This is a genomic window from Salinimicrobium catena, assembly GCF_900102915.1.
GTDB classification, from domain to species: domain Bacteria; phylum Bacteroidota; class Bacteroidia; order Flavobacteriales; family Flavobacteriaceae; genus Salinimicrobium; species Salinimicrobium catena.
In genome coordinates this window covers 1-15,441 of the sequence record NZ_FNGG01000010.1, presented here as the reverse complement: position 1 = coordinate 15,441, position 15,441 = coordinate 1, and the positions used below count along the sequence as shown (strand labels likewise).

Annotated in this window: 14 protein-coding genes and 1 pseudogene; 1 reads left to right on the top strand and 14 read right to left on the bottom strand. The window is 42.6% G+C overall.

Going from position 1 to position 15,441, the window contains the following annotated elements:
- Positions 1–10 precede the first annotated feature (10 nt).
- The 14 genes and pseudogenes from BLS64_RS13440 to BLS64_RS13375 all read right to left on the bottom strand — a co-directional run bounded on the left by BLS64_RS13440 (position 11) and on the right by BLS64_RS13375 (position 14,032).
- A complete protein-coding gene (locus BLS64_RS13440) occupies positions 11–2,098 on the bottom strand; it encodes a DUF349 domain-containing protein (protein ID WP_093114223.1) in 2,088 nt (695 codons plus the stop codon).
- 104 nt (positions 2,099–2,202) lie between these two features.
- A complete protein-coding gene (locus tag BLS64_RS13435; RefSeq protein ID WP_093114224.1) occupies positions 2,203–2,931 on the bottom strand; it encodes a shikimate dehydrogenase family protein in 729 nt (242 codons plus the stop codon).
- The gene (locus BLS64_RS13430; RefSeq protein WP_093114226.1) at positions 2,924–3,946 is read right to left on the bottom strand and encodes a DUF368 domain-containing protein; all 1,023 of its coding nucleotides are present in this window, start codon (positions 3,944–3,946) and stop codon (positions 2,924–2,926) included. The genes BLS64_RS13435 and BLS64_RS13430 overlap by 8 nt, the downstream gene beginning before the upstream one ends.
- The gene (locus BLS64_RS13425; RefSeq protein WP_093114227.1) at positions 3,924–4,874 is read right to left on the bottom strand and encodes a DUF368 domain-containing protein; all 951 of its coding nucleotides are present in this window, start codon (positions 4,872–4,874) and stop codon (positions 3,924–3,926) included. Before BLS64_RS13425 ends, BLS64_RS13430 begins: the two co-directional genes overlap by 23 nt.
- 33 nt (positions 4,875–4,907) lie before the next feature.
- A complete protein-coding gene (locus tag BLS64_RS13420) occupies positions 4,908–6,308 on the bottom strand; it encodes a tetratricopeptide repeat protein (protein ID WP_093114229.1) in 1,401 nt (466 codons plus the stop codon).
- 88 nt (positions 6,309–6,396) lie between these two features.
- Positions 6,397–7,596 (bottom strand): aspartate aminotransferase family protein, encoded by a 1,200-nt coding sequence (locus BLS64_RS13415; protein ID WP_093114231.1) that lies wholly within the window; start codon positions 7,594–7,596, stop codon positions 6,397–6,399.
- Between the two features lie 3 nt (positions 7,597–7,599).
- Positions 7,600–9,462, bottom strand: coding sequence for an OstA-like protein (locus tag BLS64_RS13410; protein WP_093114232.1), 1,863 nt, complete (start codon positions 9,460–9,462; stop codon positions 7,600–7,602).
- 156 nt (positions 9,463–9,618) lie between these two features.
- The gene (locus BLS64_RS13405) at positions 9,619–10,053 is read right to left on the bottom strand and encodes an SRPBCC family protein (RefSeq protein ID WP_093114234.1); all 435 of its coding nucleotides are present in this window, start codon (positions 10,051–10,053) and stop codon (positions 9,619–9,621) included.
- A 9-nt stretch (positions 10,054–10,062) separates the two neighbouring features.
- A complete protein-coding gene (locus BLS64_RS13400; protein WP_093114236.1) occupies positions 10,063–10,605 on the bottom strand; it encodes a GNAT family N-acetyltransferase in 543 nt (180 codons plus the stop codon).
- 110 nt (positions 10,606–10,715) lie between these two features.
- Positions 10,716–11,165 (bottom strand): GNAT family N-acetyltransferase, encoded by a 450-nt coding sequence (locus tag BLS64_RS13395; protein WP_093114238.1) that lies wholly within the window; start codon positions 11,163–11,165, stop codon positions 10,716–10,718.
- Between the two features lie 188 nt (positions 11,166–11,353).
- Positions 11,354–11,683 (bottom strand): helix-turn-helix domain-containing protein, encoded by a 330-nt coding sequence (locus BLS64_RS13390; protein WP_093114239.1) that lies wholly within the window; start codon positions 11,681–11,683, stop codon positions 11,354–11,356.
- A gap of 5 nt (positions 11,684–11,688) precedes the next feature.
- Positions 11,689–12,024, bottom strand: a pseudogene (locus BLS64_RS13385) (type II toxin-antitoxin system RelE/ParE family toxin).
- Between the two features lie 318 nt (positions 12,025–12,342).
- Positions 12,343–12,894, bottom strand: coding sequence for a dihydrofolate reductase family protein (locus BLS64_RS13380; protein ID WP_093114252.1), 552 nt, complete (start codon positions 12,892–12,894; stop codon positions 12,343–12,345).
- A 187-nt stretch (positions 12,895–13,081) separates the two neighbouring features.
- Positions 13,082–14,032 (bottom strand): Fic family protein, encoded by a 951-nt coding sequence (locus BLS64_RS13375; RefSeq protein ID WP_093114253.1) that lies wholly within the window; start codon positions 14,030–14,032, stop codon positions 13,082–13,084.
- Positions 14,033–14,441: 409 nt separating this feature from the next.
- On the opposite strand from BLS64_RS13375, the gene BLS64_RS13370 reads away from it, so the two are divergent.
- Positions 14,442–15,407, top strand: coding sequence for an IS110 family RNA-guided transposase (locus BLS64_RS13370; protein WP_093112978.1), 966 nt, complete (start codon positions 14,442–14,444; stop codon positions 15,405–15,407).
- Positions 15,408–15,441 lie beyond the last annotated feature (34 nt).

The following is a 15,441-nucleotide window of genomic DNA, read 5'->3' as shown; positions in this document are numbered from 1 at the left end:
ACTATAAAAACTAGTAAAGGTTTTTAACCTTTTCCAGTTTTTCTTTCCAGATCTTGAGTTGTTCCTTATGGTCCTCGATGTTCTTGTGAACTTCCTGTACCAGCGGATTGCTGTCATCAACATGCGCGAAGAACTGCAGGTTGTTTTCCAGCTGTATGATCTCTGCCTTGGTTTCCTCGATCTTCTTACTTAAGAAATAATGTTCATTGTTGATCTTGCGGGTATCGTCAGAATCCTCCAGGGCCTGCACCTTGTTCTCGTACTTCAGCATCTCTGTCTGCTTCTTGTCCATGTCCAGTTTATCAAAGGCATGATCAAGGGCTTTGTTGAACTTTCCTTCAATATAGCGCTTGTTATAAGGCACTCTTCCCAAATGCTTCCACTCCTCAATGAATTGCTTGATGGTTGGAAGGTCTTTTTTACGTTCTCCGGTAAGCTCCGTATTTTTAAGTTTATCGAGAAGGGCTTTTTTCTGCTCAAATGCCTCGCTTTCTTCCTTGTTCTCTTCGCTGCGGGTAGCGTGAAGCCTATCAAAGTAATGATTACAGGCAGCCTTAAAGCGTTTCCAGATCTTGTCGCTGTCTTTTCTTGGTACGTGCCCTATTTTCTTCCAGTCGCTCTGAATCTTTTTCATAAGGGCGGTGGTAGCCTTGAAATCTTCACTGTCCTTATTCTCCTCAGCGATCTTTACCAGCTCCAGCTTCTTCTCCAGGTTATGGTATTGCTCTTTTTTCTGGTTCTTATAAAAAGCGTTCTTATTGCGGTTAAAGGTGCGAACCGTTTCCTTGAACTTTTGCCAGGTCTGCTCATTCACATGACGCGGAACTTTCCCTGCATTGAAGAACTGTTCCCGAAGGGCTTCCACCTCTTTGATCTTTTGCTGCCATTGGCTGTGACTGTTGTAATTCACATCAGCGATCTCTTTGATCTTTCCAATGATCTCCTCCTTTTTCTCCAGGTTCTTTTCATACTGCTGTTCCAGCTGCGCAAAATGTTCCTGCCTTTTATCGTGGATCTTTTTGGTGGCATCACTGAACTTTTGCCAGATATCTTCGCGGAATTCTTTTTCCACCGGCCCCAGGTCTTCTTTCCACATCTTGTGCAGCATCTGCAGTTCACGGAAAGCACGATTGGTATCGGGCTCCTGAGTAAGTTCCTCGGCGCGGGAAATGATCTTTAATTTTTGTTCCAGGTTGTGCTTGAAATCCAGGTCGCGGAACTCCCTGTTGAGATGCAGAAAATCATAGAAATTCTCCACATGGTGGTGGTAGGTGTTCCAAACCGTATTGTACTTATCTCGTGGAATGGCTCCCGCGGTCTTCCAGCGGTCCTGCAGATCTTTGAAGTGCTTGTAAGTGGTGTTAATGTTCTCTTCAACATCAATAAGACTCTTCAGTTCCTCTATGATCTCAAGGCGTTTTTCCAGGTTCTGGTTGAGGTCCTGCTTGAGCTGGCGGTAGTAATTGTTTCTTTTCTCTTTGTAGTCGAAATAGATCGAATTGAACCTCTTTTTTAGAGGAGTAGAGTAGTGGAAATCTATGATGTTCCCGCCCTCGTGCAGGAACTCTTCTTTTTTCTCTTCCACTTCTTCATCGAACTTCGCATTGAATTCAGCGCGAATCTCATCCACGTGTTCTTTTATGGCCTGGACCTTTTCTTTCTTCACCAGTTTTTCAAGCTCATCAACAAGGGCTTCCTTGCTCATGGCGTGGTAATCTTTTTTCTCTATTCCGTGACGTTCCCCTGCGCTTTCATCTTCGCTGTCTTCGGCAACGGCATCATCCACCTCGCTTTGCGCATCTTTTGGTCTGTCCTGAGAAGTCGGTTTTTCTTCGTCCTCTTCCTCTTCATCATCACTCTCCAGCGCGGCTTCGGGCGTGGTCGCCGGTTCGGCGTTCTTTTTGTCTTCAGTAGCTTTTGCCTCGTCTACCATGGCATTTTCTATGGTATCCTCAGGTTTTTTTTCTTCTGAAGTTTGTTCCACTATATGTTCTGCCGGCTGGCTAACTTCCTTTTGCTCTTTTTCAGCCTTCTGCTCAAGGTTTTGATCCTCATTCTTCGGAAGCTTTTCTTCGGATGGTTTTTCTTTCTCAGACATATGTTTCAATGTTAGGGGTTCATCATACTTTATAATTCTGAAAGATAATAACTCCCGTAATACCTAACAAGGGTTTGCGCCTATAAAATTCAAATAGAAACGGATCAGGAATTCCAGATCTCCCAGGCTTTTTCTGCCTGAAATTCCAGCATTTTCTGCCCGTTAACAGCTGTAGCCCCTTTTTTTCGGGCAAGTTCCATCAATTTTGTTTGCGGCGGATTGTAAATGAGGTCAAAAACAAGATGTTGGGAGGTGAATAATTGCACGGGAACGGGTGGGTATTGGTCAGTATTAGGAAAAGTTCCTAACGGGGTGCAATTGACGATCACCGTATGCTCTGAAAAGAGAGTTTTTCCAAGGTCTTCATAGCTGAAGTTTTTACCGGCAGATCGAGAGACAAAGTGCACATTTATGTCCAGGGTTTTTAGGGCGTAATGAACTGCCTTTGAAGCTCCGCCTGTTCCCAGAATGAGCGCTTTCTTATGATGCGGCTTCAGGTGTGGCCGAATGGCTTCAGCAAAACCGAAATGATCGGTATTGAACCCTACCAGCTTGTGGTCTTCAGTGAATTTAATGGTGTTGACCGCTCCAATTTCCGCAGCAACGGGATCCAGTTCATCCAAAAAGGGAATTATTTGCTCTTTATACGGAATGGTCACATTGAGGCCTTTAAGATCTGGGTTCTTCTTCAGCACTTCAGAAAATTGGGAAAGCTCCTGCAGGTCAAAATTCTCATAGGTGGCAGAAATGCCTTCCCTGCTGAATTTTTCAGAAAAATATCCCCGGGAAAAGGAATAAGAAATATTTCTTCCCAAAAGTCCGAATCTAAGCATATTCTACCTTATTTCTATTTTCAAGCCAGGCCAGCCAAAGGACTATTGCGGCGCCCAAGATGATAAAAGCAATGGCAAGCCAGGTCTGGAGATCGCCGACATCGGGAAGGTACCGGTCGTAATTATCGATGATCTTATTGCCATTCTTGTCAAACACAAAAACCCCTTCGCTGTCTTTCCTGAATTCAGCTTCCTTCCAGGGCCACACCACTCCTAAAGAGCCGGTGATGAAACCAATGATCACGGCGAAAGTTGCATTTTTATAATGCTTCAGAAGGTACCCTAACAGATGTGACAGACTTACCAGCCCCGCAACAGATCCTGCGGTAAAGACCAGCAACACCTGAAGCAGGCGCATGCGCTCCTCATTTTCCAGGAAGGAGAAATCCCAAACCGCCACCTGGGCCAGGGTATCATAAAGGGCATTTACGGCATCTACCAGTAGCAGCACATAATTACCCAATAATATTAGAATAAAAGATCCCGATAACCCGGGCAGGGTCATGCCGGACACCCCGATTATTCCGCAGAAAAAAACGAACCAAAGATTGTCATTTTCGGCAGCCGGTTCCAGCCAGCTGATGCTGATTCCGGCGAGCACTCCTAAAATGGCCAGGGCAAGGTTCTTTTTGTTCCAGGCCTCAAAATCTTTACTGATGTAGTAAATGGAGCCCAGGATCATTCCGAAGAAAGAGGCCCAGACGTATAGCTCGTAGTGTTCCAGCAGGTAATCGAGCAGTTTGGAAACGCTGAAATAGCTGATCACCATACCCAGAATGAGCAGGAGCAAAAATTTGGAATTAGTGTAATAATATAGGCTGCGGAACCTTCCGTTGACCAGCAACTTTAGGGAATTGAGGTTGATCCTTTTCAGCGAAAAAATGAACTCCTCATAAAATCCGGCCACAAAAGCGATCACGCCACCCGATACTCCGGGGACTTTATTGGCAGCGCCCATGGCGAGTCCTTTGAGAACGAGGAGGATCTTGTCGCTAAACTTCCGGGTTTTCTGCATGTTCACGCACAGGTTTCTTTACTGCCAGGCCTTCTAAGATAAGAATTACCAGGAACCCGGCAAGCATCAGGAAAAAAGCCTGCAACATGTGAGGTTCTGCGTCAAAGTTCCACGGCATGACAGATTCTTCCCTTATCACCATAGATTTATCCCCGTAAGTGGCGGTTTCCAGCACCTGCTTCCACGGCCAGATCTTGTTGAGGGAACCGGCGATGAATCCGGTCAAAGTGGCAAGGGTGAGGGTGCTGTAATTGAGAAAAAGCCATTTTAAAAGCCGTGAGAAAGATAGGAGGCCAAAAATGGCTCCCACGGCTACTATTCCCAGGGTCTTAAAGTCAAATTCGTGTGTGGCTTCGCTGATGGTCTTATACGCACCGAGCAACACCAGGATGAAGGCTCCCGAAATTCCCGGTAGGATCATCGCGCAAACCGCAATAGCGCCTGCAAAGAAAAGGTACAGGTCTCCCGACGCGGCCGCAGCCAAAGGCGGAAGCGTAGTAAGATAAAAGGCGACCGAAGCCCCGATGACGAGAAATAAAAAAACATTGAAACTCCATTTCGGGATCTGCCTGGCCACGTAATAAATACTGGCAAGTACCAGCCCAAAGAAGAAGGCCCAAATGAGAATGGGATGATTTTCCAGAAGGTAGTTAGCCAGGCGCATTACGGTAAAGATGCTCACCAGGATACCCGCTAAGAGGGCAACGATAAAGTTCCCGTTGAGATCTTTCCACATGGCCTTAAAACCATCTTGTCTCCAGGTTCTTAAGAGGCCTACATTCACACCGCTAATGGTGCTGATCAATTCTTCGTATATACCCGATATGAAGGCGATGGTGCCACCGGAGACGCCGGGAACCACATCTGCGGCTCCCATTGCCATTCCTTTTATGGATATAATGAGATAATCTCGGAAACTTCGTCGCATTGTCTTTGTTTAGAAGTGCGCAAAGTTACTGAATTAACTGCATGAATTCAGGTGGGTCTTGATTTTATCTTTTACCGATTTGCGGGCGAAGATAGAAGGGAACAACTCCTCAATGATGATATAGTACTCAAAGTCGAGCTTTAAGCCGTTGTTGAGGTGGTAATATCCCTGTTCCGCTTTTTGCAGCATAAAATACAATCCTGCCATGCGGTATTCCACTTCGGCTGTTTCAGGATAGAATTCCACTGCCTGCAACAGGTTCTGCAAAGCGGCTTCATGTTCGCCAAGATCTATGAGGATGTCGCATCTCTTGATCCAGGTATCCAGTTCATAGTTCCCCAGTTCCAGGCTTTTCCTGTAACCTCTTTCGGCTTCCTCCAGTTGCTGCAGTTTGTTGTTGATGCGCGCATACCTTTTCCAGTAAAGCACGTTCTCACCGTCTATATTGATAGCCTTGTTGATGTAATACAAAGCCTTGCGGTAATTTCCTTTTTTATAGAAAAAGTCGGTGATGGCGATCCAACCCTTGTCCAGCAACGGGTCTTCATGAACTGTTTGGCGGTAATTCTTAAGGGCAAGTTCTTCCAGGCCTAACTTCTCATAGCACTTCCCAATTCTAAGGTAAGCGAAAGAAGTAGGGTCATCAAGGTCAAGCGTGATCTTATAGTTCTCTATCGCCTCGTTGTACCGCCCCATCTTCTCGAGCACTTTCCCTTTTTCAAGGTAGGCACCTATGAAATAATCATCACTGATGATGGCAAAATCGAACGCGGCAAGAGCCTTTTTATAGTTCCGCAGATCAAAATACTGTTTTCCAAGCTGGTGCCAGCCCACTTCTGAATATGGGTTGCGGTCCAGGAAAGAATTCAGGTAATCTATGGCCTCCTGGGTTTGCTCCAGGAAATCAAAGCAATACATGATGTTGTACAAAGCAGAATAATCTTCTTCATCTGCTTCAAGACATTTCATGAAATTCTTCTTCGCGTTCTCAAAATCTTCCAGGAACAGGTATTCCATTCCTATGAGGGAATAAACATCTGCCTCATCCATTGTGATGTCAAGCGCCAGTTTGAGCATGGCAATGGCATCTGAATGCTGATCTTTCTTTGAAAGTATATTGGCTTTTTGAATATAGATCTCTTCGTTCGAGGTTTCCAGGTCGAAAATTTCGTCCAGGAGGTTCTCGGCAAGGTCCAGTTTATCTTCAAAAACCAGTATCTCTACCTTAAGTAGCCTAAGATTTATGGAGCTTGGGTGTTGGGAAAGTCCCAACTTAACCGCTTTTTTGGCCAGTGCTATCTTCCCGTTCTCCAGATAATAATGAACAATGTTCTCGAACTCAGAAGAGTCAAAGAACAGCACATCATTGGTCTTTAGCATCGATTCAAAACGAGTAAGGGAGAAACTATTTTCTTCGTTATGGCTTAAATGCATAAGCAGTTTTTGTTACTGATTTCTACAGTATTAAAGTTAAAAATGTTATAAAGCTTCCGGACAGAAATCTAAATTTGTTGTTAACAATTTAATTAACAGCCTGTCCTGCTCTTTTAATAGCGTCAAGTATTTCAAGAATTATGCCGCAACCCTCTTTTATTTCTTCTTTTGAAATGGTCAGGGGAGGGGTCATACGTACGGCCCGGGTCTCGAACAATAGCCAGAAGAGGATCAATCCCCTGTCCTGTGCCTGTAATACCAACTCATTTGCCATTTCTGCGGAAGGGAGGATAAGGGCCAGCATAAGGCCTTTTCCGCGGATTTCTGAAATTAGCGGGTGAACCAGTAATCGTCTTATGAGCTGCTCTTTTTCAAGGGTTTCAGCCATTAAATTGCTTTCGGTGATCTCCCGAAGCGTTGCCAGCGCAGCGGCCGCTATCACAGGATTTCCGCCGAAAGTTGTGATATGTCCCATCTTCGGGTTTTCGCTCAGGCTATCCATCATGGCTGCGGAAGCTGTAAAAGCACCAATGGGTAAACCTCCGCCCATGCCTTTTCCCATGACCACTACATCGGGTACCATGTTAAAGTTTTCAAAACCGAACAATTTTCCGGTACGGCCAAATCCGGGCTGAATTTCATCCAGGATCAGCAAAGCTCCAACCTCCTCACAGCGTTTTTTTACCTTTTTCAGGTAATCGTTCTTTGGCAGAATGAATCCGGCGCCGCCCTGTATGGTCTCTAAAATGACAGCTGCGGTTCGTTCTGTGATGTTCTGCAGGTCTTCCTCTTCATTGAACCTGATGAAATCCACATCACCGATAAGCGGCCTGAAAGGTTTCTGCCGTTCCTCATAGGTCATCAGGCTTAGTGAGCCCATGGTATTGCCGTGGTATGCGTTCCTGGCAGCCAGGATCTGGCTCCTGCCGGTAAAGCGGCGGGCAAGCTTGAGGGCTCCTTCTATGGCTTCGGTTCCCGAATTGGTGAGGTAGGTCTTTTCCAATGGTGCCGGCAAATTTTCAGCCAGCAACCTGCAGAGTTCCATAGCCGGACCCTGGGCATACTCCCCGTAGACCATGACGTGCAGGTATCTGTCAAGCTGCTGCTTGATGGCCACTACGACCTTAGGGTGGCGGTGCCCCAGGCTGGAAGCCGAGACCCCGGCTACAAAATCCAGGTATTTCTTTCCTTCTGTGGTATAGATATAAGAACCCGTGGCATGGTCAATTTCCAGTGCCAGAGGATGTGGCGAAGTTTGCGCCTGATATTTAAAAAAGTCGTTTTTCAAATGTTATTGCTGTTTGGTCAAAAGCTCCTCTCTCCTGGAAGGAGAATCCTGTTTCTTTGAGAGTGTATCCTTTACCGTATTACTGTTTATGGTGTCCTGCAGTTCTCTGAATTCCGCAGGAATACTGTCACTGCCCGTGCGGGTGGTGTCTCGTGGTTTTTCTATCACCTGCCTCAGGCTGTCATGTTGTGCCCTGGGTAGGGTATCCTGTGCCCGTTCCTGCAGGTCTTCGGGGCGCAACCTGGATTTCTCGTTCAGCAGGGGCGCTTCTCCATCTGTACGTTCCTCAAAGAATTCTTCGTCTTCTTCAGGCAGAGGTATTCCCTTTATCTTCACCAGGTCGTAAGGCGGTTCTCCGGCAAAAAGATCATCAACCGAATTCAGCTTTTCATCGCCCCGCCAATTGAAGCCCTTTAGTTCCCGCGCGTTTGGCGGCAGGTCCTGTTCTGGGTAGAGGGTGCCGTCTATCTGTTTCAGGTAATAGATCTCCTGTACCTCCTGGTCTTCCAGCAGGATTTGTATGGAGCTGGAAAGCGTTTTATTGATCCCGATGAGTTCGCCGGGATCATTCCGCATGTAATAGAGGGTCTCGGTATTTTTGATCAGGTTCACCTCATAGAGTTCATTATCGGCAAAGAGGCCGTACATCTCCTTTCCTTTGATCTGGTTATATCCGCCAATACTATCTTTCTGGATCATAAAAGCATTGTCAAAAACCTTTAGAGAATCCAGCTCTTCAGAATTAGGTTTATTGATAAGGTGAATGGTGTCCCCCGTGAGCTGGTTTTCCCCCGACCAGATCACCGGATTTCCCAGCATTTGAGTAAGGCCGGTGCTTTCCCTCACGTGAATGGAATCGCTCTTCCCGCTCATATTGCTTTTGTAGAGCCTTACGTCATAGAAACCGCGAATGATCCTGTTATCGATCTTTCCAGTGACCATTAAAGTGTCACTGTGAATGTACACCGAGTCCTTCTCCTGAAGGGCTATGGCCACCGCCCTTTTGGTGATGAAAACCGAATCCTTCTCCCTGAAAACCTCGGCATAATGCCCCCTTATCACACTTTTGTTGATAGTGTCGGTAACCTTGATGTTGTTGGTGGCCGAAGCAAAATTGGTATTTCGGTTGAAGTATAGGCTGTCGCCTTCCAAAATGCGGTTTTTGTAATCAATTCTTGAGTTTTTTACGAAGTAACCGGTGTCTCCCCGGGTGTCGTAAAATCCCCTTTCGGCATAGATCACAGATTCTTCACTGGTGATGGTCGAAGGACCGTACATGTAAGCGTGTCCGGTCTCGGAATAAAAATCCAGTTGCGAAGAAGTGAGGACATATTCGGGATTGGTGATCACCACTTCAGACGCGAAGGAGTATTTTTCATCATTCAAATAGTAGCGGCCAATCCGGCTCTTCAATACACTGGCTGAATCTCTTACGGTTCCACCGCTGCGATAATAAGCCTGCTGTTTTTGTCGGTCAAAAAAGAGGGTGTCGGTCTGGAGGCTCGTCTGCGGATTACGCATATTCACATTTCCGCTGGCAAAGGCGAACTGGGTGGTACCATTATACTCGGCATATTTGCTGGTCATGGAAATGGTATCGCCCTGTTCCATACGCACGTTTCCGTAGGCCTTAAAGAAATTTTCCTGGGCATAATGAATGGCCTGATCACACCACACTTCTATACCTTCATGGGTGAAATGTACCTGGTCCTGTACCTTGCTCAAAATCAAAGCTCCCGGATATTTTTCCTCGTTCTTAATGGTGCGGTCACTCTCGTATTCGATCTTTTTAGTGGTTTGGCCAAAAGAAGGAAAGCCCCAGGCGAAGAGGCAAATGAAGAGGATAAGAAACCGGACCTTTCTCAAAGTGGAAAATTTTGCTCAAAAATAGTGAATTCTGAAGGAATTGAGCCTTACACCACAATCTTTTAGGAATTGCGCCACCAGCCACATTAATTGCTGTAAGTTCCCTTGTTCCTCATCTGGAACCGTCCTATATTCTGGCAGCTTTCTTCGGAAGACCTAGCTTTCTAAATTCCTTTTCAGTTTTTTGAAGTCCTTATTATTTGCTTTTCGCATGAGGATAGCCATAAACGGAGCAAAGAATTTAGAAAATCCCGTGGGCTTGCCTCTGTTCTGTAAGGTCATTTTAGTGGTATGATTGTCAACTGCCGTCCAGGTATAGGTGGTTTCCATGGGAAAGGGACCCTCTGCCGTTCTCATGACCAGTTTTTCACGGGGGACAAATTCGAAGATTTCATAGGTGTACACCAGTTTCTTACCAAGAAAATGGGCGATAAAGGCGATTTTTGAACCAACTTTTAGAGGTTCTGGGGATTTCCATTCCACGGATTTAATGTTTTCATACCATTCCACAGCATTGTCCGGGTTACTGGCATAACCGGCAACGATATCAATAGGCTTGTTGATGATGATCTCCGTTCGTGTGTCTACCATGAATGAATTTTACTGCAAAAGTAGTCTAAACCCGAAAACCGGAAGTTCGCCCTGCATGAAATCAAGATCTTCAGAGCGGCGAAAGCCCATTCTTTCGTACATTTCCCAGGCAACTTTCATGAATTCGGTGGAATGGATGATCAGCTGTTCATTCTTGTCTTCCCGGGCCTTGGAAATGCAGGCGTCGGTCAGCAGCCTGCCAATGCCCTTGCCTCTTGCTTCGGGAGCTACCGCCAGCAGTCGGAAGCCGGAAGCGTTTTTTTCAGCAGTAGCGCTTCCGCCGGAACCATAGGAGCTCATATCGCTGAAATAGACCACGGCCCCGTCGATGTTACCTTCCGCAGAAACGGCTACAATAAGCTCGGTATGGAGCTTTTTTGTGACCTCCCCGATGTTTTCGAGCATCGCGAAATACTCAGGTTGCTGCGGAAATCCTTCAAGCCGGGAGTAAACATCAACCATTAAACGGCCAATAGCACGGAATTCCTGCGACCGTGCATTTCTTACAAAGGATGAGGTGTTTTGCACTTTTTTCAGTCTATCTTTTGTCATAGATGCATCCCTTATAAAGGTTAAGTTATAATAAAGGTAGCCAAAAATGCTAATTTTGAATGGAATGGCGAAGACTGTTTAACCAACCTTGAATGTTCTTTTTATTAAATTTATATTTCTTTCCTGAAGCATACGCTAGTTTCAATATTTACATACTGACCATAATTAGGAATCACTTTGTAGTTGCTTTTCTTATATAATCTAATGGCCTCTAGCATTTTATCTCCAGTTTCTAATACGCATTTACTATAATTCATTTCTTTTGCCCATTTTTCTAAATTATCTAAAATTTCAACAGCTATTCCTTTTCCTCTCATTTCAATGGGAACAAACATTCTTTTTATTTCCATTGTTTCCATATCATATTCTTTCATTGCTCCACATCCAACAGGTTTGTCGTCAATGAACGCAACAATCACATTTTTTATAAGATCGATTTTATTATATTGGGCAAAGAATTCATTTGCTTCTCCATTTCGTACAGCTAAATCTTTATCAAGTTCTGAAACTAAAAATTGAAAGTCCACATCGGTTGAATTAGATCGTTTTATTTTAATCATCTTGTTTTTGCTCTTTCTTGAGGTTCAGTTTTTAAAGTATAGCCAATGTTTCGGAAATGCCAGTGAACGCAAATTAGCACGCGGAGTTGTCGGCTTGTTGTTTTGTTTCTTTGGAGTTCTAAGTTATTCTTTCTCCCTGAAAAGGCATATTGGCTCTCTACTCGCTGTTAGCTGCTGTATTTCTTGTTCTAAGCAACCTTGAAATCCCCATCAGCCATTTCTATGCTGAACTTTATATTTGCTTTTAATGCTTTGAAAACCTTTAAAATTGTTTCAATAGTTACGTTTTTAGCATTCCTCTCTAATTTTGAAATTTGAGATTTTTGAACACCAATTAATTCTCCGAGTTGTTCTTGAGTCAGATGCCTTTCTTTTCTAACCGATTTTATCATTTCTCCAAGCACATCCAATCTTAAATCAAATTCATATTTTTCTCTTTCTTCAGAACCAATTTCTCCAATATGCTTATCCTTCATTTGGTCTAAAGTCATTCTTCTCTTTTTCTTCTTTGTTTCCATAACTTTTACTTTTCTTTTAAATAATCAGTCCTGATTTTTTCTGCTTTATCAATTTCAGCCTTTGGAACTTTACTCACTTTCTTCACAATTCCGTGTGTGGAAATCACTTAAGTTTCTTTATTGTTAGTTTTGTCCCAAAACGCAAATAATCTATATTGAATTCCACTGAATTTTGTTCTGATCTCCCAAATATTATCTGTCAGTTTTTTAAATAACTTTGGATCAGTTACATATTTAGCTTTGTCAATATTGTAGATTATTTTCTTTCTGGATTTCGGATCCAAACTTTCTATAAAGTCTATTGCCTGGTCCAAAAAGAGAACATCAAATTTTTCTTTCATCCAATTTCTATCAAATTAACTTGATTCAAAATTAAACAAAAGTTTCAATATATGGAAACTTTATTTTTTGTTGAAATATTGCAGCCAACGGTCTCGGCTATCGCAAGTTGCGGTAGCTTTTTTACTTCCCGGAGGAACGACTTTAGCCGATCAAAACGGGCCGTTGCCTCAAATGTTGGGCAACGTCCCCGGTTAACGCAAGTTGCGGATTTGGAGACGCGAATTTGTCGGTTTAATTCTATTTTTAAAGGTAGTAAAAAATGTTATTTTGAGAGGATTGAGCAATTTGTGTTATTCATTGTTGGCGGTTCGTTTTTTTCACTCCCTTTTTGGTTGATAATACAAGATTATAGACCCATTGCTAAAGGTTTTAGTTTTGATGAGCTTAAAAATAATCCTATCGTTGATGCCTTCAAAAATTTCTAATCCTTTCCCTTCCAACATTGGATATATGCAGAGTTGAAATTCATCAATAAGGTTTAGTTTTAGAAGCTGAATAATTAAGCTACGACTACCAATAAAAATGTCTTTTCCCGATTGTTTCTTGAGTACTAAAACTTCATCTTTTAAGCTCTGTTTTGCTATTCTTGCACTTTCCCAATCTACATTTTTGAGCGTATGAGAGAAAACAATCTTTGGAATTCTGTCGATAGCTACGGCAAAGTCGTTCATTGATTTTTGTTCGGAAGGATTTTCTAATATGGATCGCCAAAATTCCATAAGTCCGTAAGTTATCCTGCCATATAGAATTGCGTCTCCTTGTCCTAATAATTCTGTGTAATGTTGATGTATTTCTGAATCCGGAATTCCTGCCGTGTGGTCGCAAATTCCATCAACTGTCATATTTAATGCTGCAACTACTTTTCTCATATTTTTTCGTATAGTCAACTTCTGGATTGTGAAACGGTTTTCTCAAATGACCGCCAACGTCCCGGCTATCAAAAGTGGCGTGTAGGGAAGATTGCACTTTCAGTTGAACCGGCTGTTTCTTATGAAAATAAATGTAAAAAAATAGTTTTCAAAAAAGCCATTTTTGGATAGCCATTGTTGTGGCCAGTTATAACTTGTACAGAGTTTTGTTTTTATCTCCTATCTTTTTAAATAGATTCAGTTCAACACCTTTCTTTAGATCTCTACTTGCAGTTGCCCCAGAGATATCTTTAAAAATTTCCATATAATCTTTCCTGGTAAACTCTCTCTTATTTAGAGATAAGAAGTAATCGAGGCGGTCTTTTTCAGTTAGAGTTCTATTGGTAAAATTGAGCAATTCTTCTAATGATTTATCAATTACTCCGAGCATATATTCTATAAATGCTGTCGAATTTCCAGCCTTATCGCTATCTGATAATGCAGAATAATATTTTTCCTGGTCATTACTAATCAAAGTCTCGAAGGGCAAATATTCAAATACTGGATATTTTTGCATTAAAATTAATGTTTGCCATAATCTGCCCATTCTCCCATTTCCATCTAAAAATGGGTGAATGAATTCCATCTCATAATGAAATACGCAGCTTTTAACCAATTCAATTTCTTCTGAAGTCTGTAAATACTCGAATAAATCTTTCATTAAGTAAGGCACATTGTCATATGGCGGAGCATAGTGTTCTACTGCAGAGCCTTTCATTATTCCAACACCTTGTTTTCGGTATTTTCCTGCATCATCTATTAGGTTTTGCATTAGGTCTTTATGACATTTCAAAAATGATTTTTCATTAAATGGATCATATTTTTCTAGGTGTTCATAAATCTCAATTGCATTTAAAACCTCTTTTACATCTTTCTTTGGACCGATAATTCTCTTGTTTTCTAAAAGTGCAGTTATCTGTTCTTCAGTCAGTGTATTACCTTCAATCTTTAATGACGAATGAATCGTTTTAATTTTATTTTCCTTTCTTAATTTTGGAGAAGGTTTGTTCAGATAAGTTGCATTAATAGCTCCTAATTTCTCAGAAATTGAAGTTATAATTCTTAAGATTTTTGGAGTAATCTCGTATGGAGGTTTCATTTTGATAGTATCATTTGATATTATCAAAGGTAAAGTCAATTTATTTCAATTGAAAGAAAAATCACGATTATAATTGGCCACAACGGTCTCGGTTATCGCCAGTTGGCGGAGTAGGGGACGCGGATGTGTCGGCTTAGGATTGGTTTGTTGGTCAAGTTAATTACTTTCTTTCTAACGCTGCCGGCTATTGGTGATTAACCGTCTTAAGTTTGATTTCCTAACTTTTACCCACTAACCAGAAAGAACAAAAGAGAGGAGTAAGGTTAAATTAACCGTGGGAACTATAGATTCCGTCAACATTGATAATCCCCTCTCTTTTCTACTTCAATTTCGTTTAGTTCTATGAGACCTGGATCTCGTTTTTAAGTCGATGAAAATAAAGTAGGTGTCCTTTCCTAATCAATTTCTAATGAATAAATGTAACCAAATTTACGGAGTAGACATCAGCAAAGATGTGTTTGATGTTGCTGACTCTGCCGGAAAACATTACCAATTTTCTAATGACAGCAACGGCTTTAAAAGCTTTCTTAAGTCTCTTTCTGATCAAGATTTGGTGGTTATGGAAGCTACCGGTTACTATCATTACAGGCTGGCACAGTTCCTTTACGAACAGGGTGTAAAGGTGTCTGTAGTGAATCCCTTGTCAGTAAAGCGTTTTATCCAGATGAAACTCTCAAAGATTAAAACTGATAAATCTGATGCCCGGGCGATCTGTGAATACGCCACAGTTAATGAAGTTCCATTGTATACAGCCAAAGATGAGAACCAGGCTGAGTCACTTCAGTTGTTGCGTTTGATTGAGATCTACACCAAACAAAGTACCGCCCTAAAGAATAAATTGCATGGTGAAAAGGTTCTTGGAAAGCCTTCCAAAGCTGTTTATCATTCTTTGAACAGATCTCTTAAAGCAATTCAGAGAGAAATTAAGGTCCTGGAGGATCGACTCACTGTAATGGTAAAGGAGGAACAGCAAAACCAACTAAGCCTTCTTAAAAGCATTCCCGGAATGGGTAATAAAACAGCTATCATGTTATTGGTGCTGACAGATGGATTTTCCAATTTCGAAAACGCCAGGCAGCTGTGCTGTTATGCCGGTATTACACCCACTATCAGGGAATCTGGTGCCAGTGTAAGAGGCAGAAGCCGGATTAGTAAAATGGGCAATGCAAAGCTCCGAAACCTGCTGTTCATGTGTAGTTTTACTGCCTGTAAACATAACAAAGCCTGCAGAGAGATCTATGAGCGCATAATAGCCAAGGGCAAAAGCAAGAAGTTAGCTTTGATTGCAGTTTGTAATAAACTTCTTAAACAAGCCTTTGCTGTGGCAAAATCGGGATTGCCTTACGATGAAAATTACGTGTCGAAATTGGGGTGAAAATCCTTGGAAGTTAGCTTAGTTCTTTGTTGTG